Raw genomic sequence first — 24192 nt, forward strand, 5'->3', positions numbered from 1 at the left:
CGATCCACCGGCCTGCCATTGGCCCTTGCAGTGGACTGTTCCCGGAGAGTTTGCTCAGCACTGCGCCCAGCAGCGCTTCTCAGCAACTTTTTCTCCGAGTGAGGTCGACCCATGTCCACGCTTCCCACCACCCCGCAGTCCGCAGACTCCCCGGCCACCGGCACCGCGCGCGTCAAGCGCGGCATGGCCGAGCAGCTCAAGGGCGGCGTGATCATGGATGTCGTCAACGCCGAGCAGGCGAAGATCGCCGAGGACGCGGGCGCCGTGGCCGTCATGGCCCTGGAGCGGGTTCCGGCCGACATCCGCAAGGACGGCGGCGTGGCCCGGATGTCGGACCCGAACATGATCGAGGAGATCATCGAGGCCGTCTCCATCCCGGTGATGGCGAAGTCGCGTATCGGCCACTTCGTCGAGGCCCAGGTCCTCCAGTCCCTCGGCGTCGACTACATCGACGAGTCCGAGGTCCTCACCCCGGCCGACGAGGTCAACCACAGCGACAAGTTCGCTTTCACCACCCCGTTCGTCTGCGGCGCCACCAACCTGGGCGAGGCCCTGCGCCGGATCGCCGAGGGCGCGGCCATGATCCGCTCGAAGGGCGAGGCCGGCACCGGCAACGTCGTCGAGGCCGTCCGCCACCTGCGCCAGATCAAGAACGAGATCGCCCGCCTGCGCGGCTACGACAACAACGAGCTGTACGCCGCCGCCAAGGAGCTCCGCGCCCCGTACGAGCTGGTCAAGGAGGTCTCGGAGCTCGGCAAGCTGCCCGTCGTGCTGTTCTCCGCGGGCGGTGTCGCCACCCCCGCCGACGCCGCGCTGATGCGCCAGCTCGGCGCCGAGGGCGTCTTCGTCGGCTCCGGCATCTTCAAGTCCGGCGACCCGGCCAAGCGCGCCGCCGCGATCGTGAAGGCCACCACCTTCTACGACGACCCGAAGATCATCGCGGACGCCTCCCGGAACCTGGGCGAGGCCATGGTCGGCATCAACTGCGACACCCTGCCCGAGGCCGAGCGCTACGCCAACCGCGGCTGGTAATCACTGATGAGCGACACCCCTGTGATCGGAGTCCTGGCTCTCCAGGGCGACGTACGGGAACACCTGATCGCCCTGGCCTCGGCTGACGCCCTGGCCAGGCCGGTCCGGCGTCCCGAGGAACTCGCCGAGGTCGACGGCCTGGTCATCCCCGGTGGCGAGTCCACCACGATGTCCAAGCTGGCGTCCCTGTTCGGCATGCTGGAACCGCTGCGCGAGCGGGTACGGGCCGGAATGCCGGTCTACGGCACCTGCGCCGGAATGATTCTGCTCGCCGACAAGATCCTCGACCCGCGTTCGGGCCAGGAGACGGTCGGCGGGATCGACATGATCGTGCGCCGCAACGCCTTCGGGCGGCAGAACGAGTCCTTCGAGGCGGCCGTCGAGGTCGCCGGCATCGAGGGCGGCCCCGTGGAGGGCGTGTTCATCCGCGCCCCCTGGGTGGAGTCGGTCGGCGCGCAGGCGAAGGTGGTGGCGGAGCACGGCGGGCACATCGTCGCCGTACGTCAGGGAAACGCCCTGGCCACGTCTTTCCACCCGGAATTGACCGGGGACCATCGCGTTCACGCGTTGTTCGTTGACATGGTGCGCGCAGTCGGCTGACTCGATCCCGGTAGGATCTCTCGGGTTCGAATCGTTTTTGGTGACGCGAAGGAGAAGGCAGATGTCCGGCCACTCTAAATGGGCTACGACGAAGCACAAGAAGGCCGTGATTGACGCCAAGCGCGGCAAGCTCTTCGCGAAGCTGATCAAGAACATCGAGGTCGCGGCCCGCACCGGCGGTGTGGACCCCGAGGGAAACCCGACCCTCGTGGACGCGATCCAGAAGGCGAAGAAGAGCTCCGTACCGAACAAGAACATCGACTCCGCGGTCAAGCGCGGTGGCGGTCTCGAAGCGGGCGGCGTCGATTACCAGACGATCATGTACGAGGGTTACGGCCCGAACGGTGTCGCGGTGCTCATCGAGTGCCTCACCGACAACCGCAACCGTGCCGCCTCCGACGTGCGTGTGGCGATGACCCGCAACGGCGGCTCGATGGCCGACCCGGGTTCGGTCTCGTACCTCTTCAACCGCAAGGGCGTCGTCATCGTCCCCAAGGGCGAGCTGACCGAGGACGACGTCCTGGGTGCCGTGCTCGACGCGGGCGCCGAGGAGGTCAACGACCTCGGTGACACGTACGAGGTCGTCAGCGAGGCCACCGACATGGTCGCGGTCCGTACCGCGCTCCAGGAGGCCGGCATCGACTACGACTCCGCCGAGGCCAACTTCCTGCCCACCATGCAGGTCGAGCTGGACGAGGAGGGCGCGCGCAAGATCTTCAAGCTGATCGACGCGCTGGAGGACAGCGACGACGTGCAGAACGTCTTCGCCAACTTCGACGTCTCGGACGAGGTCATGGAGAAGGTCGACGCCTGAGCCGCGCTCTGCGCAGCCTTCAGCGACGGGCCGACGGGGACACACCCCGTCGGCCCGTCGCATTGTCAGTGCGAGCCGATAGCCTGCGGGAACAGTTGACCGATCGGTACGGAGGGGGCGTCCCATGCGGGTACTGGGTGTGGACCCGGGGCTGACCCGGTGCGGTGTCGGCGTCGTCGAAGGCGTCGCCGGCCGCCCCCTGGCGATGCTCGGCGTCGGTGTCGTGCGCACCCCGGCCGACGCGGAGCTCGGCCACCGGCTGGTCGCCATCGAGCGCGGCATCGAGGAATGGCTCGACGAGCACCGGCCCGAATTCGTCGCCGTGGAGCGGGTGTTCAGCCAGCACAACGTCCGTACGGTCATGGGCACCGCCCAGGCCAGCGCCGTCGCCATGCTCTGCGCGTCGCGCCGCGGCATACCCGTCGCGCTGCACACCCCCAGCGAGGTCAAGGCGGCCGTCACGGGCAGCGGCCGCGCCGACAAGGCACAGGTCGGCGCGATGGTCACCCGGCTGCTGCGGCTCGACGCCCCGCCGAAGCCGGCCGACGCGGCCGACGCCCTCGCCCTCGCCATCTGCCACATCTGGCGTGCCCCCGCCGTCAACCGCCTCCAGCAGGCCCATGCGGCAGCCGCCGCGTCCGGCACCCGGCGCGTTCCCCGTACCCCCGCAGTTCCCGTCCGGAAGGTCCCCCGATGATCGCCTTCGTCAGCGGCCCCGTCGCCGCACTCGCCCCGACCACGGCCGTGATCGAGGTCGGCGGCATCGGCATGGCCGTCCAGTGCGCGCCGAACACCCTCGCCGCCCTCCGGGTCGGCCAGGAGGCCCGGCTCGCCACCTCCCTCGTCGTGCGGGAGGACTCGCTCACTCTCTACGGCTTCGCCGACGACGACGAGCGGCAGGTCTTCGAGCTGCTCCAGACCGCCAGCGGGGTCGGGCCCCGGCTCGCCCAGGCCATGCTCGCCACCCACAGCCCGGACGCCCTGCGCACCGCGGTCGCCACCGGCGACGAGAAGGCGCTCACCGCCGTCTCCGGCATCGGCAAGAAGGGCGCGCAGAAACTCCTCCTCGAACTGAAGGACAGACTCGGCGAGCCCGTCGGCGCCCACATCGGCCGCCAGGGCATCGGCACCGCCGTCACCTCCTCCTGGCGCGATCAGCTCCAGGCCGCCCTGATCGGCCTCGGCTACGCCACCCGCGAGGCCGACGAAGCGGTCACCGCCGTCGCCCCCAAGGCCGAGGCGGCCATCGCCGAGGGCGGACAGGCCCCCGTGCCGCAGTTGCTGCGTGCCGCACTCCAGACCCTCAACCGCGCGCGCTGACCGGAGCGCCACACCCCGGGGGCCACCCCCGACGCCGGGCCGGGCACCGCACGGCACCGAAACACCCGAGGCGGGACAGACTGAATGAACTGGGACGAGACCGGACCCGACACCGACGAGCGGCTCGACGAGCGCCTCGTCCACGCCGACGCGGACGGCGAGGACACCGCGGTCGAAGCGGCACTGCGACCGAAGGACCTGGACGAATTCGTCGGCCAGGAGAAGGTGCGCGAACAGCTCGACCTGGTTCTCAAGGCGGCCCGCGCCCGTGGTGCCACCGCCGACCACGTCCTGCTCTCCGGCGCCCCCGGCCTCGGCAAGACCACCCTCTCCATGATCATCGCGGCCGAGATGGGCGCCCCGATCCGGATCACCTCCGGCCCCGCCATCCAGCACGCGGGTGATCTCGCCGCGATCCTCTCCTCCCTCCAGGAGGGGGAGGTCCTCTTCCTCGACGAGATCCACCGCATGTCGCGGCCGGCCGAGGAGATGCTCTACATGGCGATGGAGGACTTCCGGGTCGACGTCATCGTCGGCAAGGGCCCTGGCGCCACCGCCATCCCGCTGGAACTGCCGCCCTTCACCCTGGTCGGCGCGACCACCCGGGCCGGACTGCTGCCGCCGCCGCTGCGCGACCGCTTCGGCTTCACCGGCCACATGGAGTTCTACGCACCCACCGAGCTGGAGCGCGTCATCCACCGTTCCGCCCGCCTCCTCGACGTGGAGATAGACGCGGACGGCGCCGCCGAGATCGCCGGCCGGTCCCGCGGCACCCCCCGCATCGCCAACCGGCTGCTGCGCCGCGTCCGGGACTACGCCCAGGTCAAGGCCGACGGACGGATCGACCGCCCGGTCGCCGCCACCGCCCTCGGGGTGTACGAGGTGGATGCTCGTGGCCTGGACCGCCTGGACCGCGCGGTGCTCGGCGCCCTGCTGAAGCTCTTCGGCGGCGGACCCGTCGGGCTGTCCACCCTCGCGGTCGCCGTGGGGGAGGAGCGCGAGACCGTCGAGGAGGTCGCGGAGCCCTTCCTGGTCCGGGAAGGGCTGCTGGCCAGGACGCCGCGGGGGCGAGTCGCGACCCCCGCCGCCTGGGCCCATCTGGGTATCGTGCCTCCACAGCAAGGCGGAAAGGGACAACAGGGCCTGTTCGGGGCGTGATCTGTCACAGGTTGACCGGAGCAGGAACCACCGGGCCACTCCGGGCGTTGTTCCATCGATGCGGACTCGCTTAGACTCCGCCGATGCCGCCCTTACAGGTCGGTGTACCCACCCCCGTAGATACAGGCCGCCTTCCAACGCGGTCGTGCGAAGGAAACTCGTCCCGTGAATCCCGTGACTCTCCTCCCCTTCATCGTGCTCATCGGGGCCATGTTCCTGATGACGCGGTCCGCCAAGAAGAAGCAGGCGGCCGCCGCCCAGATGCGCAACGAGATGCAGCCCGGCACCGGCGTCCGGACGATCGGGGGCATGTACGCCACGGTCAAGGAACTGCACGACGACACGGTCCTCCTCGAGATCGCGCCCGGCGTCCACGCCATCTACGCCAAGAACGCCATCGGCGCCGTCCTCGACGACGCGGAGTACAACCGCATCGTCCACGGCGACGACGAGAGCGGTCTCGACCTCGACGGCACCGTCGTCCCCGATGACGCCTCCTCGCTGACCGAGAGCGACGCCGACAAGGACGACGTGGACGAGGCCCGGATCGACCTCGGCAAGAAGGCCGAGGACGCCGAGCCGAAGGACGCCGAGTCCGGCAAGAAGTCCGAGGGCAAGGACGACGGCGAGGCCGACGCGAAGTAATCCACGCCCGGGGAATGCCGTGAGCCCACAGGCATCCGGCATTCCCCGGACCGTGCGGTCTTCTGCGGGGGCGGGTCCCCACTACACTTCGTGGCCGCTCGGGCGCGTACCCGGCGCGGGGCGGTTGGACAGGGAGAAACGAGAAGGTGGCAGCACCGAAGAAGAGCCGAGGGGCGGCCGGCGGTCAGGGCAGGCCGGGGCGTTCCCTGGCCCTGATCCTGATCGCCATGGTCGCGCTCACCGGCGGGATGTTCCTGGCCGATCAGCCGACCCCACGACTGGGCATCGACCTGGCCGGCGGCACCTCGATCACGCTTGAGGCGAAGAGCGAGCCGGGCCAGGAATCGGCGATCAACAAGACCAACATGGACACCGCGGTCGAGATCATGGAACGCCGTGTCAATGGTCTTGGCGTCTCCGAGGCCGAGGTCCAGACGCAGGGCAAGAGCAACATCATCGTCAACATCCCCAAGGGCACGAACTCCGCCCAGGCCCGGGAGCAGGTCGGTACCACGGCCAAGCTCTACTTCCGGCCGGTGCTGACCGTCGCCCAGGGCACGCCCACCCCGGAGCCCAGCGCCTCGTCGTCCGGCAAGCCCACCCCGTCCGGCAGCCCCAGCGCCCCCACCGCCGACAAGGGCAAGGCCTCGTCGACACCGAGCGCGAGCGCCACCACCGCGGACAACGGCAAGGCGTCCTCGACGCCCAGCGCGAGCGCCACCACCCAGGGCCGCGCGGTCACCGGCGCCCTCAAGGCCGACACCACGCCCACTCCCAAGGCGAGCACCACGCCGAAGGCCGACGCCACGCCGAAGGCCGATGCCACGCCGTCGGCATCCGCCGCCGAACAGGCCGCCGCCGCCAAGCTGCAGAAGCAGTTCGCGGAGCTCGACTGCTCCAGCAAGGCGTCCCGCGCCGAGGCCGCACGGGGTGCCAAGCCCACCGACACGGTCGTCGCATGCAGCTCCGAGGGTGACGCGAAGTACGTCCTCGGCCCCTCCGAGGTGTCCGGCACCGAGGTCGACAACGCCAAGGCCGGTTTCGACCAGCAGCGCGGCATGTGGATCGTCAACATGGAGTTCACCAAGAAGGGCTCCAAGCAGTTCCAGACGATCACCAAGAAGCTCTCCGCGCAGCAGTCCCCGCAGAACCAGTTCGCCATCGCCCTGGACGGCGAGGTCGTCTCCGCGCCCCAGGTGAACACCACGCTCAGCGGCAGCGCCGAGATCTCCGGCAGCTTCACCCAGCAGTCCGCCGAGGACCTGGCCAACGTGCTCTCCTACGGTGCGCTCCCGCTCTCCTTCCAGGAGCAGAGCGTCACCACGGTCACCGCCGCGCTCGGCGGTGAGCAGCTCCAGGCCGGTCTGATCGCCGGTGCCATCGGTCTGGCCCTGGTCGTCATCTACCTGGTGGCCTACTACCGGGGCCTCGCGTTCATCGCGCTCCTGAGCCTCCTGGTCTCCGGCATCCTGACCTACACGATCATGTCGCTGCTCGGCCCGGCCATCGGCTTCGCGCTGAACCTCCCGGCGGTCTGCGGCGCCATCGTGGCCATCGGTATCACCGCGGACTCCTTCATCGTGTACTTCGAACGGGTCCGCGACGAGATCCGCGAGGGCCGCACGCTCCGCCCGGCCGTCGAGCGGGCCTGGCCCCGCGCCCGGCGCACCATCCTGGTCTCCGACTTCGTGTCGTTCCTCGCCGCCGCGGTGCTCTTCGTCGTCACCGTCGGCAAGGTCCAGGGCTTCGCGTTCACGCTGGGTCTCACCACTCTGCTCGACGTGGTCGTGGTGTTCCTCTTCACCAAGCCCCTCATGACGCTGATGGCCCGTACGAAGTTCTTCGCCAGCGGTCACCCGTGGTCCGGCCTGGACCCGAAGCGGCTCGGCGCCAAGCCGCCGCTGCGCCGCTCGCGCCGTGTCAACGCCCCCACTGAACCGAAGGAGGCGTGAGATGTCGCGACTCGGCACTCTCGGCGCCCGTCTCTACCGAGGCGAGGTCGGCTACGACTTCATCGGCAAGCGCAAGATCTGGTACGGGATCTCGATCCTGATCACCATCACGGCCATCGTCGGCCTGGCGGTCAGCGGCCTGAACATGGGCATCGAGTTCAAGGGCGGCGCCGTCTTCACCACCCCGAAGACCAGCGTCACCGTCGCCAAGGCCGAGGACCTGGCCACGGAGGCCTCCGGCCACCAGGCGATCGTCCAGAAGCTCGGCAACGGCGGTCTGCGCATCCAGATCACCGAGGTCGACACGGCGAAGTCCGACGAGATCAAGAACAAGCTCTCCGAGGACCTCGACGTCCCGGCGGAGAAGATCGCCGCCGACCTGGTCGGCCCCAGCTGGGGTGAGCAGATCGCCAACAAGGCATGGACCGGCCTCGGCATCTTCATGGTCCTCGTCGTGATCTACCTGGCCATCGCCTTCGAATGGCGCATGGCCATCGCGGCCCTGGTCGCGCTGATCCACGACATCACCATCACGGTCGGCGTCTACGCCCTGGTCGGCTTCGAGGTCACCCCGGGCACCGTGATCGGTCTGCTGACCATCCTCGGTTACTCCCTCTACGACACGGTCGTCGTCTTCGACAGCCTCAAGGAGGGCACCCACGGGATCACCAAGCAGACCCGGTGGACGTACAGCGAGATCGCCAACCGCTCCATCAACGGCACGCTGGTCCGCTCCATCAACACCACCGTGGTGGCCCTGCTGCCGGTCGCCGGTCTGCTCTTCATCGGTGGCGGTGTCCTGGGCGCCGGCATGCTGAACGACATCTCCCTGGCGCTCTTCGTCGGCCTCGCCGCCGGTGCGTACTCCTCGATCTTCATCGCCACGCCGCTCGTCGCCGACCTCAAGGAACGCGAGCCGCAGATGAAGGCCCTGAAGAAGCGGATCCTCGCCAAGCGCGCGGCAGCCGCCGCCAAGGGCGAGTCCGCCGAGGACGAGCAGCCGGACGGCGACCACCCGCAGGAAGCCGCACCCGCCGCCGCGGTCGTCGGCCAGCGCCAGCAGCCCCCCAGGGGCCACGGCCGGACCCCGGGGAAGCGTCGATGACCAGCACCACCGAGGGCACCCGCGAGCTCCTGCTCAGCCGGATCCGCGACGTCCAGGACTACCCGAAGCCGGGCGTGCTGTTCAAGGACATCACCCCGCTGCTCGCGGACCCGACGGCGTTCGCGGCCCTCACCGACACCCTCGCGGAGCTGTGCGTACGGCACGGCGCCACGAAGGTCGTCGGCCTGGAGGCGCGCGGCTTCATCCTGGCCGCCCCGGTCGCGGTCCGGGCCGGGCTCGGCTTCGTACCCGTCCGCAAGGCGGGCAAGCTGCCCGGAGCCACGCTCAGCCAGGCGTACGAGCTGGAGTACGGCACCGCCGAGATCGAGATCCACGCGGAGGACCTGTCCGCCGACGACCGGATCATGGTCATCGACGACGTCCTCGCCACGGGCGGCACCGCCGAGGCCTCGCTGGAGCTGATCCGGCGGGCCGGTGCCGAGGTCGCGGGCGTCGCGGTCCTCATGGAGCTCGGCTTCCTCCCCGGACGGGCCCGGCTGGAGCAGGGTCTGCGGGGCGCGCCGCTGGAGGTCCTGATCACGGTCTGAGCAGCACCGACCGTACGCGGCGACGCATGGTGCGAGCGGGACGGGCACCCGGGAACAACCGGGTGCCCGTCCCGCGTTGTCAGGAGTCTCCACGGTCCCCGGGGGAGGACCGGCCACAGGGTGGATACGATGGCCTCTCCGGGTACCCGGATCCGCACGAGGAGCGCCCTTGCCAGACGAGGCCCAGCCAGTCGCCGCCCCGCAGCCCGACAAGCCCGCGGCGGCCTCAGCCACGCCCGGGAAGAAGCAGCCCGCGGACAAGCCGAAGCCCCCGGCCCCCGAGCCCGGTTCGGGCCCGGACCGGGCGAGTACCCCGGCACCCGGGGCCGCGCCCGCTTCCCCCGCACAGCCGGCCGCACCCGTCTCCCCGGCCGCGTCCGCCCCGAAGCCCCCCGCGAAGCCCGCGGCCAGGCCGGTCCCGCCGAGCGCCCCCACGACCCGCTCCGGCGGCTCGTCCAACCGGGTGCGGGCCAGGCTGGCCCGTCTCGGCGTGCAGCGCTCCAGCCCGTACAACCCGGTGCTCGAACCGCTGCTGCGCATCGTCCGCAGCAACGACACCAAGATCGAGACGGCCACGCTGCGCCAGATCGAGCGCGCCTACCAGGTCGCCGAGCGCTGGCACCGCGGCCAGAAGCGCAAGAGCGGCGACCCGTACATCACGCATCCGCTCGCCGTCACGACGATTCTCGCCGAGCTCGGCATGGACCCGGCGACGCTGATGGCCGGGCTGCTGCACGACACGGTCGAGGACACCGAGTACGGCCTGGACACCCTGCGCCGCGACTTCGGCGACCAGGTCGCCCTGCTCGTCGACGGCGTCACCAAGCTGGACAAGGTCAAGTTCGGCGAGGCCGCCCAGGCCGAGACCGTACGCAAGATGGTCGTCGCCATGGCCAAGGACCCCCGGGTCCTGGTCATCAAGCTCGCCGACCGGCTGCACAACATGCGCACCATGCGCTACCTCAAGCGGGAGAAGCAGGAGAAGAAGGCCCGCGAGACGCTTGAGATCTACGCCCCGCTGGCGCACCGCCTGGGCATGAACACCATCAAGTGGGAGCTGGAGGACCTCGCCTTCGCGATCCTCTACCCCAAGATGTACGACGAGATCGTCCGTCTCGTCGCCGAGCGGGCCCCCAAGCGCGACGAATATCTCGCCATAGTGACCGACGAGGTCCAGGCCGACCTGCGCGCCGCCCGGATCAAGGCCACCGTCACGGGGCGGCCGAAGCACTACTACAGCGTCTACCAGAAGATGATCGTGCGGGGCAGGGACTTCGCCGAGATCTACGACCTGGTGGGGATTCGGGTACTTGTCGACACGGTCCGCGACTGCTACGCGGCGCTCGGCACCGTCCACGCGCGATGGAATCCGGTCCCCGGCCGGTTCAAGGACTACATCGCGATGCCCAAGTTCAACATGTACCAGTCGCTGCACACCACGGTGATCGGTCCCAGCGGCAAGCCCGTCGAACTCCAGATCCGCACCTTCGACATGCACCGCCGCGCCGAGTACGGCATCGCCGCGCACTGGAAGTACAAGCAGGAAGCCGTCGCGGGCGCCTCCAAGATCCGTACCGACGTCCCCAAGAACACGGGCGGCGGCCGGAGCCAGGACACCGTCAACGACATGGCGTGGCTGCGCCAGCTCCTGGACTGGCAGAAGGAGACCGAGGACCCCAGCGAGTTCCTGGAGTCGCTGCGCTTCGACCTCTCCCGCAACGAGGTCTTCGTCTTCACGCCCAAGGGCGACGTCATAGCGCTGCCCGCGGGCGCGACCCCGGTCGACTTCGCGTACGCGGTGCACACGGAGGTCGGCCACCGGACGATAGGAGCGCGGGTCAACGGGCGGCTCGTACCGCTCGAATCGACGCTCGACAACGGCGACCTGGTGGAGGTCTTCACCTCCAAGGCGGCCGGCGCCGGACCCTCCCGGGACTGGCTGGGCTTCGTCAAGTCGCCCCGCGCCCGCAACAAGATCCGGGCCTGGTTCTCCAAGGAACGCCGCGACGAGGCGATCGAGCAGGGCAAGGACGCCATCGCGCGTGCCATGCGCAAGCAGAACCTGCCGATCCAGCGCATCCTGACCGGCGACTCCCTGGTCACCCTCGCCCACGAGATGCGCTACCCCGACATCTCGTCGCTGTACGCGGCGATCGGCGAGGGACATGTCGCGGCCGCCGGTGTCGTGCAGAAGCTGGTCCAGGCGCTCGGCGGCGAGGACGAGGCCAACGAGGACATCGCGGAGAGCTCGCCGCCCTCGCGCGGCCGCGGCAAGCGCCGCTCTAACGCCGATCCGGGCGTGGTCGTCAAGGGCGTCGAGGACGTCTGGGTCAAACTGGCCCGCTGCTGCACGCCCGTTCCCGGCGACCCGATCATCGGCTTCGTCACCCGGGGCAGCGGCGTCTCCGTGCACCGCGCCGACTGCGTCAACGTCGACTCGCTGTCGCAGCAGCCGGAACGGATCCTGGAGGTCGAGTGGGCGCCGACCCAGTCCTCGGTCTTCCTGGTCGCCATCCAGGTCGAGGCCCTCGACCGGTCCCGGCTGCTCTCGGACGTCACCCGTGTCCTGTCCGACCAGCACGTCAACATCCTGTCGGCGGCCGTACAGACCTCCCGGGACCGGGTGGCCACCTCGCGCTTCACCTTCGAGATGGGCGACCCGAAACACCTCGGCCACGTACTGAAGGCGGTACGCGGCGTGGAGGGCGTCTACGACGTCTACCGGGTGACCTCGGCCCGCAGGCCGTAGGAACCGACCGGCAACCCGCCGGCGGCCGGGCCCGGGCCCCGCGCCGCCGGCGGAAGACGCCCGGCTACGCGTCGACCTCGTACTGCCCGTACTCCAGGAAGTACCGCATCTCCTCCGGCGTGCCGTCGATCGCCTCGCTGACCGCCGCGCGCATCGCCTCGCTGATGTCCGGGCGGGCCAGGATGCGGAAGAGGGCGACGCGGTCGTCCTCGGCCTGGGCGAGGCGGTAGCCGGTCTCCAGCCACTGCCGGATCTCCTGCGGGGTGCCGCTGTCGAGGAGCTGGTTCACCTCCTCGATGACCCGCTTGCCCGAGTCCGGGTCGGCGAGGATGCGGACGATGGCGACCCGGTCGTCCTCGGCCTGGGCCAGGGCATAGCCGGTGTTCAGGAAGTACCGCATGGCTTCCGTGGTGCCGATGTCCAGGGCTTCGTTGGCCTCCCGGACGACCCCCTTGCCGCTGTCCTCGTCCGCCAGGATGCGCAGGATCGCGATCCGGAGGTCGTCGTCGGACATCTCGTCCACCGGTGTGCCGGAGCCGTCGGCCGCCGCTGCCGTGGCCACGGCCGTGGACGGGGAGGCTTCCCCGGCGGCGAAAGCCGGACCGGTCAGCAGCAGCGCGGGGGCCAGTGCGGTGGCCGCGACGGTCAGGGCGGCACGGGTCAGTCTCATCTGTGGACCTGCCTCAAGGACGTAGTGATCTCGGCGGATCCGGCAGCCGCACGAAGCGCGCCGGTACGTAGATCATCTCTTCCGTCCCGTCCCCATGTCACTGCCCGTTCCCGGCAGTTGACACGGCGCCTCGCTGCCGGGTGCCCGCAGTCGGTCGCACCACGGCGGGACCGGTGAGCGCCTCGTACGGCCGGGTATGCGAGAGGGGCTTCCCCGCGCGAACGCGGGGAAGCCCCTCGGGCGAAGTCAGGAGGTGTCAGCCGCCGAACTCCTCCAGGCCCTTGAGCGCCTGGTCCAGCAGCGCCTGCCGGCCCTCCAGCTCCTTGGCGAGCTTGTCGGCGCGGGCGTTGTTGCCCGAGGCGCGGGCCGTGTCGATCTGCGAACGCAGCTTGTCCACGGCCGCCTGCAGCTGACCGGTCAGACCCGCGGCGCGCGCACGCGCCTCCGGGTTCGTCCGACGCCACTCCGACTCCTCGGCCTCCTGGAGCGCCCGCTCCACCGCGTGCATCCGCCCCTCGACCTTCGGGCGGGCGTCACGCGGTACGTGGCCGATGGCCTCCCAGCGCTCGTTGATGGCCCGGAACGCGGCCCTGGCCGCCTTCAGGTCCTTCACCGGCACCAGCCGCTCGGCCTCGACCGCGAGCTCCTCCTTCAGCTTGAGGTTCTCGCCCTGCTCCGCGTCCCGCTCGGCGAAGACCTCGCTGCGGGCGGCGAAGAAGACGTCCTGAGCACCGCGGAAGCGGTTCCACAGCTCGTCCTCGGCCTCGCGCTGGGCGCGGCCCGCCGCCTTCCACTCCGTCATCAGGTCGCGGTAGCGGGCGGCCGTGGCCGCCCAGTCGGTGGAACCGGAGAGCGACTCCGCCTCGACGACCAGCTTCTCCTTGGCCTTGCGGGCCTCCTCGCGCTGGGCGTCCAGCGACGCGAAGTGGGCCTTGCGGCGCTTGGAGAACGCCGAGCGGGCATGCGAGAAGCGGTGCCACAGCTCGTCGTCGGACTTGCGGTCGAGCCGCGGCAGGCCCTTCCACGTGTCGACGAGCGCACGGAGCCGCTCGCCCGCGGAGCGCCACTGCTCGCTCTGCGCCAGCTCCTCGGCCTCGGCGACCAGCGCCTCCTTGGCCTGCTTCGCCTCGTCGGTCTGCTTCGCCTTCTGGGCCTTGCGCTCCTCGCGCCGCGAGTCGACCGTCGCGACGAGCGCGTCGAGCCGCTTGCGCAGCGCGTCGAGGTCACCGACGGCGTGATGCTCGTCCACCTGCAGACGCAGATGCTCGATGGCGGTCGTGGCGTCCTTCGCCGACAGGTCGGTGGTCTTCACCCGCCGTTCGAGGAGGCCGATCTCGACCACAATGCCCTCGTACTTGCGCTCGAAGTAGGCCAGAGCCTCCTCGGGGGAACCCGCCTGCCACGATCCGACGACCTGCTCGCCGTCGGCTGTCCGCACGTACACGGTGCCGGTCTCATCGACACGGCCCCACGGGTCGCTGCTCACAGCGCCTCCTCCACCTGATGCCCGCGAGGGGGTTCGCCCCCCTGGCATCGTCCACAGTTTCCTGGGGCGGGCAGCGCCCGCCCTGCACAACGCCAATCTAGGCGACCGGCCGCCCGGCTGTCCGCACTCAGCGCGGCCGAAAAAAATCCGTCCCGCCCCAGGACCTGTCAGGGCCGGGCCGGCCGCCCCGGGCCGGTCACGACTTGTCGACCGCGGCCTTCGTGATCTTCACGGCCTTCTTCGGCGCACCGTCGGGGGTGCCGCCCTCCGTGCCCGCCGCGGCGATGTCCTTGAGGACCTTCATCGAGGCGTCGTCCATCGTGCCGAACGGGGTGTAGTTGGGCGGCAGCTTGCTGTCCTTGTACACCAGGAAGAACTGGCTGCCACCGGTCTGGGGGCCGGCGTTCGCCATCGCCACCACGCCCGCCGGGTAGGTCACCGTGCCGTCGGCGCCCGCCTTGCCCAGCCCCGTCAGGTTCTCGTCCGGGATCGTGTAGCCGGGGCCGCCGGTGCCGTCGCCCTTGGGGTCGCCGCACTGCAGGACGAAGATGTTCTCGGTGGTCAGCCGGTGGCACTTGGTGCCGTCGAAGAAGCCCTTGTCGGCCAGCGACTTGAAGGAGTTCGTGGTGTGCGGGGTCTTCGCCGCGTCCATCGTGAACTTGATGTCGCCCTGGCTCGTCTTGAGCGACATGGCGTACTCGGCCTTCTTGTCGATCTTCATCGCGGGCTCGGGCGCCTTGCTCTCGCTGGGCGCCGGCGACGCGTCGGCCGACGGGTTCGCGCTCGCTGCGGCGTCCGCCTTGTCCTTCTTGCCGTCGTCGTCGAGGGCGAGATAGGAGCCCACACCGATGACCGCCACCACGGCCACCGCGGACGCGATGACGGCCGTCAGCCGCTTCGTCCTGCGGCGGGCCTCCTCCCGGCGCTGCTGCTGCCGCTCGAACTTCTCCCTGGCGAGCTGCCGCCGCCGCTGATCGCTGCTGACCACCGGGTGATCTCCTTGTAGGTCGTGTGATGGGCCTTGGCTGCCCCGTACCGTATATGGGTTAGCTGTGGAATGAGGAGCGCCGGTAGGCTCTGAACTGCCGCGACCCTCTCGGTCGCCATCCGCCGTCGGACGACCATTAAGGACGATCGTGCTCATTGCCGGGTTCCCCGCAGGGGCCTGGGGGACCAACTGTTATCTGGTCGCCCCGGCCGCAGGCGAGGAGTGCGTGATCATCGACCCGGGCCACCAGGCCGCGGCCGGAGTCGAGGAAGCACTGAAGAAGCATCGGCTGAAGCCCGTCGCCGTCGTACTGACCCACGGCCACATCGACCATGTCGCCTCGGTCGTCCCCGTGTGCGGCGCGCACGACGTCCCCGCCTGGATCCACCCCGAGGACCGCTACATGATGAGTGACCCGGAGAAGGCCCTCGGCCGCTCCATCGGGATGCCGCTCATGGGCGAGCTGACGATCGGGGAGCCGGACGACGTCAAGGAGCTGAGCGACGGCGCTCTGCTGAAGCTGGCCGGTCTGGAGTTCGGTGTCGCGCATGCGCCCGGCCATACCAAGGGGTCGGTGACGTTCAGGATGCCCGAGGCCGCGGATGTTCCGCAGATCCTCTTCTCGGGCGACCTGCTCTTCGCCGGCTCCGTCGGACGCACCGACCTGCCCGGCGGCGACCATGCCGAGCTGCTCGAGTCGCTGGCCCGTGTGTGCCTGCCGCTCGACGACTCGACCGTGGTGCTGTCCGGCCACGGACCCCAGACGACCATCGGCCGTGAGCGCGCCTCGAATCCGTTCCTGAACGGTATGGACGCGCCCCGACGAGGAATGTGACGAGAGAAATCCCGTGAGCACTTTCAAGGCCCCCAAGGGCACGTACGACCTGACCCCGCCCGACTCCGCCAAGTATCTGGCTGTGCGCGAGGCCATCGCCGCCCCCCTGAAGAACTCCGGCTACGGCTACATCGAGACCCCCGGCTTCGAGGACGTCGCGCTCTTCTCGCGCGGTGTCGGTGAGTCCACCGACATCGTGACCAAGGAGATGTACACCCTCACCACCAAGGGCGGCTCCCAGCTGGCCCTGCGCCCCGAGGGCACCGCTTCGGTGCTCCGCGCCGCGCTGGAGGCCAACCTCCACAAGCTCGGCAACCTGCCCGTGAAGCTCTGGTACTCCGGCTCGTACTACCGCTACGAGCGCCCGCAGAAGGGCCGCTACCGCCACTTCTCGCAGGTCGGTGCCGAGGCGATCGGCGCCGAGGACCCGGCGCTGGACGCCGAGCTGATCATCCTGGCCGACCAGGCGTACCGCGCGCTGGGCCTGCGGAACTTCCGCATCCTGCTGAACTCGCTCGGCGACAAGGAGTGCCGCCCCGTCTACCGGGACGCGCTCCAGGGCTTCCTGCGCGAGCTCGACCTGGACGAGGAGACCCGCCGCCGCATCGAGATCAACCCGCTCCGGGTCCTGGACGACAAGCGGCCCGAGGTGCAGAAGCAGCTGGCCGGCGCCCCGGTGCTGCGCGACTACCTCTGCGACGCCTGCAAGGCGTACCACGAGGAGGTGCGGGACCTGCTCTCGGCGGCGGGCGTGGTGTACGAGGACGACGAGAAGCTCGTCCGCGGCCTCGACTACTACACCCGCACCACCTTCGAGTTCGTCCACGACGGGCTCGGCTCGCAGTCCGCGGTGGGCGGCGGCGGCCGCTACGACGGTTTGTCCGAGATGATCGGCGGACCGGCGCTCCCGTCGGTCGGCTGGGCGCTCGGCGTGGACCGTACGGTGCTCGCGCTGGAGGCGGAGGGCATCGAGCTCGAACTGCCCGCCGCCACCAGCGTCTTCGCGGTGCCGCTCGGCGAGGAGGCCCGCCGGGTGCTCTTCGGCGTCGTCACGCAGCTGCGCCGCGAGGGCGTGGCGGCGGACTTCGCGTACGGGAACCGGGGCCTCAAGGGCGCGATGAAGAGCGCGAACCGGTCGGGGGCCCGCCTCACGATCGTCGCGGGCGAGCGCGACCTGGCCGAGGGCGTCGTCCAGCTCAAGGACATGGAGTCCGGCGAGCAGACGGCCGTGCCGCTGTCCGACGCGGTCGAGGCGGTCCGCGAGCGCCTGGCCTGAGGCGTCGTCGGGGTGGCCGGCGGGAGCTTCCTCCCGTGGGCCACCCCGAAGTCATGTCCGGCCCCGGCCTTCTCCCGCAGCGGGCCGAGTGCGCCACCGCCTCCCGTACCGTCAACTCGGCGCGTGCGGATTCACCCTGACGGGAGAGGTCGAACCGGGAGCGCCCATGGCGGCCGGCGCGGACCGGATCGACGCCGGACACCGTGGCTGACCCTTCGGCACGGCTGCGACGACCCGGCGGGTGCGCCGCGCCCGTGCCCTTCCCGGCCCGTCCGGCCCGAGGGTCCTGAACATCTCGCCCCGGTGGATCCCCAGGTCCGGGCCGTACGCGGAGGCCGGTTCGCCGCAGTGCCTCCGCAGTACGCGTACTGCTGCCACGAGTTCGGTCGGGGCGCGGAGCCTCTCGTGGCCCTGAGTTCCGCGCCGGTCGTACGCGGACCTTCGGGTACACCTTTATGTCCATCGAACGGAAGAGCTGTGTCGTGGTACGGCACAATGACCGTGCCCAGCAGGCCACTCACTGATGGAACGGCGATATGACGACTGCAGCGGTTGACCATCCCTCCTCCGAACAGGACGAGGACAGCGGGAAGAGGACCATCGGCGGCAGTCGGGCGCTCGCACTGCTGCTGGTGATCACGGGGGCCGCCGGACTCCTCGCCGCCTGGGTCATCACCATCGACAAGTTCAAGTTGCTGGAGGACCCCAACTTCACACCGGGCTGCAGCCTCAACCCGGTCGTCGCGTGCGGCAACATCATGAAGAGCGAGCAGGCGGCGGCCTTCGGCTTCCCGAACCCGATGCTCGGCATGGCCACCTACCCGGTGATCATCGGAATCGGGCTCGCACTGCTCGCGGGAGCCCGCTTCCGCAGCTGGTACTGGCTCGGGATGAACGCCGGCACGCTGTTCGGCGTGGGCTTCTGCACCTGGCTCCAGTACCAGTCGCTCTACAACATCAACTCGCTCTGCCTCTGGTGCTGCCTGGCCTGGGTCGCCACGATCTTCATGTTCTGCTACGTCACCACGCACAACATCAAGCACCGGATCATCCCGGCGCCGAGCTGGCTGCGCAACGGTCTGACGGAGTTCCACTGGGTGCCGCCGGTCCTGTGGGTCGGCGTCATCGGCATGCTGATCCTGACCCGCTGGTGGGACTTCTGGACCAGCTGACCGTCCCCCTCCTGCCCGGGCGACCGGCCCGGCGGGGATGTCAGTGCCGTGGCATAGGCTTCAAAACGTGGAGCCCGACCTCTTTACCGCAGCAGCCGAAGACCGCCAGGAGAAGGACCCGTCCAGCAGCCCACTGGCTGTCCGGATGCGCCCCCGCACCCTCGACGAGGTCGTCGGCCAGCAGCATCTGCTCAAGCCGGGCTCGCCACTGCGCCGCCTGGTCGGCGAGGGCAACGGCGGGCCGGCGGGCCCGTCGTCGGTGATCCTCTGGGGCCCGCCCGGCATCGGGAAGACGACTCTGGCGTACGTGGTCAGCAAGGCCACCAACAAGCGCTTCGTCGAGCTGTCCGCGATCACCGCGGGCGTCAAGGAGGTGCGCGCCGTCATCGAGGGCGCCCGCCGTGCCACCGGCGGCTACGGCAAGGAGACCGTCCTCTTCCTCGACGAGATCCACCGCTTCTCCAAGGCGCAGCAGGACTCCCTGCTGCCGGCCGTGGAGAACCGCTGGGTGACGCTGATCGCGGCGACCACCGAGAATCCGTACTTCTCGATCATCTCGCCGCTGCTGTCCCGTTCGCTGCTGCTCACCCTGGAATCGCTCACCGACGACGATCTGCGCGGACTGCTCGGGCGCGCGCTCACCGACGAGCGGGGGCTCGGCGGCGCGGTGACGCTGCCGGAGGAGGCCGAGGCGCATCTGCTGCGGATCGCGGGCGGCGACGCCCGCCGGGCGCTGACCGCGCTGGAGGCCGCGGCCGGTGCCGCGCTGGCCAAGCAGGAGAAGGAGATCAGCCTCCTGACCCTGGAGGAGACCGTCGACCGCGCGGCCGTCAAGTACGACCGGGACGGTGACCAGCACTACGACGTGGCGAGCGCGCTCATCAAGTCGATCCGCGGGTCCGACGTGGATGCCGCGCTGCATTACCTGGCCCGGATGATCGAGGCGGGGGAGGACCCCCGGTTCATCGCCCGGCGGCTGATGATCTCGGCCAGCGAGGACATCGGTCTCGCCGACCCCACGGCGCTGCCCACCGCCGTCGCGGCCGCCCAGGCGGTCGCGATGATCGGTTTCCCGGAGGCGGCGCTGACCCTGAGCCATGCCACGATCGCCCTGGCCCTCGCCCCCAAGTCCAACGCGGCGACCCTGGCGATCTTCGCCGCCCAGGAGGACGTACGGAAGGGGCTCGCGGGCCCCGTTCCCGCCCATCTGCGTGACGGTCACTACAAGGGCGCCGCCAAGCTGGGCCACGCCCAGGGCTATGTGTATCCGCACGACGTCCCCGGCGGCATCGCCGCCCAGCAGTACGCGCCGGACGCGGTGCGCGACAAGCACTACTACCAGCCCACGCGCTACGGAGCGGAGGCGCGCTACGCGGATGTGGTGGAGCGGGTCCGCGAGCGGCTCGGCCGCACGGCCGGCGACGGCACCGGCCCGTCCGCGGGCTGAGCCCGCGCGGGGGCGCGCCCCGTTCAGCGCGCCGCGGCCTCGAAGAGCGTGTACATGGCCTCGCGCAGTTCGTCGACGTCCCGCACCGGAGCGGGGAACTCGAAGCGGGCGTCGTAGCTGCGCCCCCGGTCCTCGCACAGCCGCAGCCGCAGCCCGTACCGGTCCAGCGCGAGCGGCACGACGGAAGGCAGGTGGGCAGGGCAGCGGCCCGCCGTCCGGTCGCCCAGCAGCCCGCACAGCGTCGCCAGCTGCTCGCCGTGCGCCGCGTGCAGATGCTGCAGCAGCTCCGCCTCGTACCCGATCAGCGGATCGGGCGCCGCGTCCCGGAACGCCTCCGGCCCGACCTCCTCGGCGCCCCACAGATCGTCGACGTACGCCTCGCCCGTCTCCAGCCTGAGCGTCGTCCGGCCGGGCCCCGACAGGCCGGGTACGGTGGTGAGCCAACCCGAGACCCACGCGCGGCCGCGGATGCGGTGCGGGACGGATACCGGGGCCACGTCCGTGAGCTCCAGCACAACCGGCAGCTCGTCCTCCTCGGCGTGTGTCGCGGTCCGTACCACCGGGGAATCGGTGGGGAGTTCGAGGAACAGATCCCCGTCGGGACCGACGCTTCGGGTGAGCGGCATCAGCTGGTCCCAGGCCGTCGTATCCACCCCGGGGATGAGCAGCACCGACGAGCAGGTACTCTGTACGAGAGTTCGTGTGCGCTCGGCTGCTGACGGCATCCGAGTGTTTTCAAGCCCGCCGGGACGCGGCTGACCACGATCTGATCGGTCCTCCGTCGTATCGGCACCCCGAGGGGTGTCGACGCTGTCAGTGCTGTCCGTGATGTGACTGGTGTTCCCCGGGCGAGACATGCGATCTCCTTAAGTAAGGTGAGCCTAACCTAACCTACAACGGAGGTCTGGAGAACGTGCCTAACCAGTCGCGTCCCAAGGTCAAGAAGAGCCGCGCGCTCGGCATCGCGCTGACGCCGAAGGCCGTCAAGTACTTCGAGGCCCGCCCCTACCCGCCGGGCGAGCACGGCCGTGGCCGCAAGCAGAACTCGGACTACAAGGTCCGTCTGCTGGAGAAGCAGCGTCTGCGTGCCCAGTACGACATCAGCGAGCGCCAGATGGCGCGCGCGTACGACCGCGCCAAGAAGGCCGAGGGCAAGACGGGCGAGGCGCTGGTCGTCGAGCTCGAGCGCCGTCTCGACGCGCTGGTTCTGCGTTCGGGCATCGCCCGCACCATCTACCAGGCCCGTCAGATGGTCGTGCACGGTCACATCGAGGTCAACGGTGGCAAGGTCGACAAGCCGTCGTTCCGCGTCCGTCCCGACGACATCGTGATGGTCCGCGAGCGCAGCCGCGACAAGCACCCCTTCCAGGTGGCCCGCGAGGGTGGCTACGCCCCCGACGGCGAGACCCCGCGCTACCTGCAGGTGAACCTGAAGGCCCTGGCCTTCCGCCTTGACCGGGACCCGAACCGCAAGGAAATCCCGGTGATCTGCGACGAGCAGCTCGTCGTCGAGTACTACGCCCGCTGATCCAGGCGTAGTCGCTCCCACCAGCGCTCAGGCCCGCCCCTCCCGGATGTACGGGAGGTGGCGGGCCTCCGCGTTCTCCCGGGGACCCGGCAGCGTTCCGGGCAGCCGCCCCGGCGTCTTCGAGTGGTCCGCGGTGCCGGTCGCCAGGGCCCTGGCGACCGCCGCGTCCGCGTCCAGTTGCCCGCCCGCGCGCAGCCCCGCCTCGTACCGGCCGTCGCCCAGTGCCCGGCGGGCCAGCTCCTCGCAGCGCGCCCGGGGCTGCCCGTAGTGCGCCGATCCGAACAGCGGCAGTCCCACCGACGGCCAGATCCGGTCGGCGGCCCCCTGGAGCACCGCCGCCTCCGCGGCGTCGCCCTCGATGGCCGTGATCAGCGCCAGCAGCTCCAGGGCGAGCGCCGAGCCGAGCAGATCGTGGAAGGCGTGGCTGATCGCCAGCGACTGGCCGAGCAGTTCCCGGGCCCGCTCCGCCCGGCCGCGCTGCAACGCCGCGAAGGCCAGCACGTACAGCGCGTACGACAGGGCCCACCGCTCCCCGTGGTCCTCGCAGATCTCCTTGACCTCCTCGCAGATGGCGGCCGCACCGTCCAGATCCCCCTGGAAGCCGACCGCCATCGCGAGCTCGATCTGGGCCATCAGCACATTGCTGTTCAGCTCGCCGAGCTCCCGGTAGCGGCGCAGCGCCTCGTCCAGCAGCTCCTGGGCCCTGGCCATGTCGTCGGTGACGAGCGCCAGGCATCCCGTCCGGTGCACCGCGTACGCGAGCGCCGTGGAGTCACCGGACAGCTCCGCCTCGTCCCGGCACTCCTGCAGCGCGGAGACGGCGCCGATCGGATCGCCCTGCAGCACGGCCACGTACCCGAGCACCCACAGCGCCTTCAGCCGGGAGGAGTCGTGCGGGGTGTCCTCCTCCAGTACGTGGGCCAGCCAGTGGCGGCCTTCCGAGAGCCGCCCGCAGCCCACCCAGAGGAACCACAGGGTGCCCGCCAGATACTGCGCGAGATGGGCCTCGCCCGGACTCTCCAGCGAACATTCCATCGCCCGCCGCAGGTTCGGCAGTTCGCTCTCGGCCCGCGCGGCCACCTCGCCCTGGCGCGGGCTGAACCAGTCGAGCTCGCACCAGGTCGCCAGCCCCAGGAACCAGTCCCGGTGACGGCGCCGCAGCCGGTCCGTGTCGTCGGTGGCCGCCAGCCACTCGGCGCCGTACTCCCGCACCGTGTCCAGCATCCGGTAACGGGTGCCGTGCGCCGAGTCCTCGCGCAGGACGACGGACTGCGCCAGCAGCCCGGAGAGCACGTCGAGCACCGAGTCGGCCGGGAGATCGGCACCGCTGCAGATGTACTCGGCCGCTTCCAGGTCGAACTGTCCGGCGAAGACCGAGAGCCGCGCCCAGAGCAACCGCTGCTCCGGGGCGCAGAGTTCATGGCTCCAGCCGATGGCCGTGCGGAGCGTCTGGTGGCGTGCCGGTGCGCTGCGGCTCGAACCGGTCAGCAGCCGGAAGCGGTCGTCCAGACGCTGCAGGACCTGGGCGGTGGACAGGGCGCGCAGCCGTCCGGCGGCCAGTTCCAGCGCGAGCGGGATGCCGTCCAGGCGGCGGCACAGCTCGCGGATGGTCGAGCGGTTCTCGTCGGTCAGCCGGAAGTCCGGCCGTACGGCGACGGCCCGCTCGGCGAAGAGCAGCATCGCGTCCTCGTCCGCCATCGGCGGGAGCGGGAAGACGAACTCCCCGTCCAGCTCCAGCGGCAGCCGTCCGGCGGCCAGCACCCGCAGGTGCGGGGCCCGCCGCAGCAGTACCCGAACGAGGTCGGCGCAGGCGTCGACCAGATGCTCGAAGCCGTCGATCACCAGGAGGAGCCGGAGGCCGGCCAGGTGCTCGATCAGGGTCGTGCGGGGCGGTCTGCTGGTGTGGTCGGTGAGGCCCAGGGCGTCGACCAGGGCGTGTTCCAGCAGTTCGGGGTCGTGGACGGCGGAGAGCTCGGCCATCCGGACACCGTCGCAGTACCGTTTCTCCAGGAGTGCGGCGATCCGGGCGGCGCAGCGGGTCTTGCCCACGCCGCCCACGCCGACCATGGTCACGAGCCTGGACTCGTCCAGGAGCTGAGCGAGACGGACGAGTTCGTTCTCCCGTCCCACGAATCTGTTCAGTTCCGCCGGGAGATTTCCGGGCGCTGTGGGGGCACTCGGATCGTGGGGGGACGGAACGGAGCGCTGGGGGCGTCGCATGAGACACGCAGAGTACTGGCCCGAAAGCTCTCCGTACAATCTCCTTATGGCAACGCCCGCCCTTTCCGCGGATAATGCGGTACGGGGTGCGACCACCGGCGCGATAGGCTCGGGGGACGACGACCGGCCGCTGCGACGGCCGTCGCCGGAGAGACAGACAGAGACAGCGACAAGCTAGAGAGCGGTGCACTGTGTCCGGTGGAGAGGTGGCCGGGATCCTGGTGGCCGTCTTCTGGGCGATCCTGGTTTCGTTCCTCGCCGTCGTGCTGGTGAGGCTCGCCCAGACGCTCAGGGCGACCACCAAGCTCGTGGCGGACGTGACCGAACAGGCGGTCCCGCTGCTCGCCGACGCCTCCGCGACCGTGCGGTCCGCGCAGACCCAGCTCGACAAGGTCGACGCGATCGCCACGGACGTCCAGGAAGTCACCTCGAACGCCTCCGCGCTCTCCACCACCGTCGCCTCGACCTTCGGCGGCCCGCTCGTCAAGGTCGCCGCGTTCGGCTACGGGGTGCGGCGGGCGATCGGCCGGAAGGCCGGCCCCGAACCGGAGCCCGCCCGCCGCGCGGTGGTCGTCGGCCGCACCGTGCCGTCCGCACGGGGCAGGAAGCGCGGCGGCAGAAACCCCCGCGGACCGAAGGACTGACGC

General features: G+C 70.4%; 22 protein-coding genes. 17 read left to right on the plus strand and 5 right to left on the minus strand.

Annotation, left to right across the window (positions count from 1 at the left end; all coding sequences use genetic code 11):
- Positions 1 to 111: 111 nt before the first annotated feature.
- The 11 genes from pdxS to ACFYY1_RS22080 all read left to right on the plus strand — a co-directional run bounded on the left by pdxS (position 112) and on the right by ACFYY1_RS22080 (position 11923).
- A complete protein-coding gene (gene pdxS / locus ACFYY1_RS22030) occupies positions 112 to 1032 on the plus strand; it encodes a pyridoxal 5'-phosphate synthase lyase subunit PdxS (protein ID WP_266735913.1) in 921 nt (306 codons plus the stop codon).
- 6 nt (positions 1033 to 1038) lie between these two features.
- Entirely contained in the window at positions 1039 to 1632 is a 594-nt protein-coding gene (pdxT, locus tag ACFYY1_RS22035) for a pyridoxal 5'-phosphate synthase glutaminase subunit PdxT (RefSeq protein WP_360919940.1), read from the plus strand.
- A gap of 61 nt (positions 1633 to 1693) precedes the next feature.
- Positions 1694 to 2446, plus strand: a complete 753-nt coding sequence (locus ACFYY1_RS22040; RefSeq protein ID WP_072484508.1) for a YebC/PmpR family DNA-binding transcriptional regulator — start codon at positions 1694 to 1696, stop codon at positions 2444 to 2446.
- Positions 2447 to 2570: 124 nt separating this feature from the next.
- On the plus strand, positions 2571 to 3143 hold the full coding sequence (gene ruvC, locus ACFYY1_RS22045) for a crossover junction endodeoxyribonuclease RuvC (RefSeq protein WP_388587972.1): 573 nt from the start codon (positions 2571 to 2573) through the stop codon (positions 3141 to 3143).
- Positions 3140 to 3766 carry a Holliday junction branch migration protein RuvA gene (gene ruvA / locus ACFYY1_RS22050; protein ID WP_388587975.1) on the plus strand — a complete coding sequence of 209 codons (627 nt, stop codon included), beginning with the start codon at positions 3140 to 3142 and terminating at the stop codon, positions 3764 to 3766. Before ruvC ends, ruvA begins: the two co-directional genes overlap by 4 nt.
- A gap of 84 nt (positions 3767 to 3850) precedes the next feature.
- A complete protein-coding gene (ruvB, locus tag ACFYY1_RS22055) occupies positions 3851 to 4924 on the plus strand; it encodes a Holliday junction branch migration DNA helicase RuvB (RefSeq protein WP_266735905.1) in 1074 nt (357 codons plus the stop codon).
- 165 nt (positions 4925 to 5089) lie between these two features.
- Positions 5090 to 5569, plus strand: coding sequence for a preprotein translocase subunit YajC (gene yajC / locus ACFYY1_RS22060; protein WP_388587976.1), 480 nt, complete (start codon positions 5090 to 5092; stop codon positions 5567 to 5569).
- Between the two features lie 146 nt (positions 5570 to 5715).
- Positions 5716 to 7521: a protein translocase subunit SecD gene (gene secD, locus ACFYY1_RS22065; protein ID WP_388587979.1), complete on the plus strand. Its 1806-nt coding sequence runs from the start codon at positions 5716 to 5718 to the stop codon at positions 7519 to 7521.
- A gap of 1 nt (position 7522) precedes the next feature.
- Positions 7523 to 8626: a protein translocase subunit SecF gene (gene secF, locus ACFYY1_RS22070; RefSeq protein ID WP_388587981.1), complete on the plus strand. Its 1104-nt coding sequence runs from the start codon at positions 7523 to 7525 to the stop codon at positions 8624 to 8626.
- Positions 8623 to 9174 carry an adenine phosphoribosyltransferase gene (locus ACFYY1_RS22075; RefSeq protein ID WP_388587983.1) on the plus strand — a complete coding sequence of 184 codons (552 nt, stop codon included), beginning with the start codon at positions 8623 to 8625 and terminating at the stop codon, positions 9172 to 9174. The genes secF and ACFYY1_RS22075 overlap by 4 nt, the downstream gene beginning before the upstream one ends.
- A 169-nt stretch (positions 9175 to 9343) precedes the next feature.
- Positions 9344 to 11923, plus strand: a complete 2580-nt coding sequence (locus tag ACFYY1_RS22080; protein ID WP_388587984.1) for a RelA/SpoT family protein — start codon at positions 9344 to 9346, stop codon at positions 11921 to 11923.
- Between the two features lie 64 nt (positions 11924 to 11987).
- On the opposite strand, the gene ACFYY1_RS22085 is transcribed toward ACFYY1_RS22080, so the two are convergent.
- The 3 genes from ACFYY1_RS22085 to ACFYY1_RS22095 form a co-directional block, all read right to left on the minus strand.
- Positions 11988 to 12593, minus strand: a complete 606-nt coding sequence (locus ACFYY1_RS22085; protein ID WP_388587986.1) for an ALF repeat-containing protein — start codon at positions 12591 to 12593, stop codon at positions 11988 to 11990.
- Between the two features lie 256 nt (positions 12594 to 12849).
- Positions 12850 to 14079: a DUF349 domain-containing protein gene (locus ACFYY1_RS22090; protein ID WP_266735896.1), complete on the minus strand. Its 1230-nt coding sequence runs from the start codon at positions 14077 to 14079 to the stop codon at positions 12850 to 12852.
- 196 nt (positions 14080 to 14275) lie between these two features.
- Complete coding sequence (locus tag ACFYY1_RS22095; RefSeq protein WP_388587988.1) at positions 14276 to 15067, minus strand: peptidylprolyl isomerase; 792 nt, start codon at positions 15065 to 15067, stop codon at positions 14276 to 14278.
- Between the two features lie 148 nt (positions 15068 to 15215).
- On the opposite strand from ACFYY1_RS22095, the gene ACFYY1_RS22100 reads away from it, so the two are divergent.
- The 4 genes from ACFYY1_RS22100 to ACFYY1_RS22115 all read left to right on the plus strand — a co-directional run bounded on the left by ACFYY1_RS22100 (position 15216) and on the right by ACFYY1_RS22115 (position 19797).
- Positions 15216 to 15902, plus strand: coding sequence for an MBL fold metallo-hydrolase (locus tag ACFYY1_RS22100; RefSeq protein ID WP_266917225.1), 687 nt, complete (start codon positions 15216 to 15218; stop codon positions 15900 to 15902).
- Positions 15903 to 15915: 13 nt separating this feature from the next.
- Entirely contained in the window at positions 15916 to 17178 is a 1263-nt protein-coding gene (gene hisS / locus ACFYY1_RS22105) for a histidine--tRNA ligase (protein ID WP_388587990.1), read from the plus strand.
- A 536-nt stretch (positions 17179 to 17714) separates the two neighbouring features.
- Positions 17715 to 18350, plus strand: coding sequence for a vitamin K epoxide reductase family protein (locus ACFYY1_RS22110; protein WP_388587993.1), 636 nt, complete (start codon positions 17715 to 17717; stop codon positions 18348 to 18350).
- A gap of 67 nt (positions 18351 to 18417) precedes the next feature.
- Positions 18418 to 19797: a replication-associated recombination protein A gene (locus tag ACFYY1_RS22115; protein ID WP_266735889.1), complete on the plus strand. Its 1380-nt coding sequence runs from the start codon at positions 18418 to 18420 to the stop codon at positions 19795 to 19797.
- 23 nt (positions 19798 to 19820) lie between these two features.
- Here the strand turns inward: ACFYY1_RS22115 and ACFYY1_RS22120 are convergent, their stop codons facing one another.
- Entirely contained in the window at positions 19821 to 20522 is a 702-nt protein-coding gene (locus tag ACFYY1_RS22120) for a DUF2470 domain-containing protein (RefSeq protein WP_388587996.1), read from the minus strand.
- A 188-nt stretch (positions 20523 to 20710) separates the two neighbouring features.
- On the opposite strand from ACFYY1_RS22120, the gene rpsD reads away from it, so the two are divergent.
- Entirely contained in the window at positions 20711 to 21325 is a 615-nt protein-coding gene (gene rpsD / locus ACFYY1_RS22125; RefSeq protein ID WP_072484525.1) for a 30S ribosomal protein S4, read from the plus strand.
- 27 nt (positions 21326 to 21352) lie between these two features.
- Here the strand turns inward: rpsD and ACFYY1_RS22130 are convergent, their stop codons facing one another.
- The gene (locus tag ACFYY1_RS22130) at positions 21353 to 23455 is read right to left on the minus strand and encodes an ATP-binding protein (protein ID WP_388587998.1); all 2103 of its coding nucleotides are present in this window, start codon (positions 23453 to 23455) and stop codon (positions 21353 to 21355) included.
- Positions 23456 to 23751: 296 nt separating this feature from the next.
- On the opposite strand from ACFYY1_RS22130, the gene ACFYY1_RS22135 reads away from it, so the two are divergent.
- The gene (locus tag ACFYY1_RS22135; protein WP_388588118.1) at positions 23752 to 24189 is read left to right on the plus strand and encodes a DUF948 domain-containing protein; all 438 of its coding nucleotides are present in this window, start codon (positions 23752 to 23754) and stop codon (positions 24187 to 24189) included.
- Positions 24190 to 24192 lie beyond the last annotated feature (3 nt).

Origin of the sequence: Streptomyces sp. NPDC001890 (genome assembly GCF_042891445.1) — a bacterium.
Classification (GTDB): domain Bacteria; phylum Actinomycetota; class Actinomycetes; order Streptomycetales; family Streptomycetaceae; genus Streptomyces.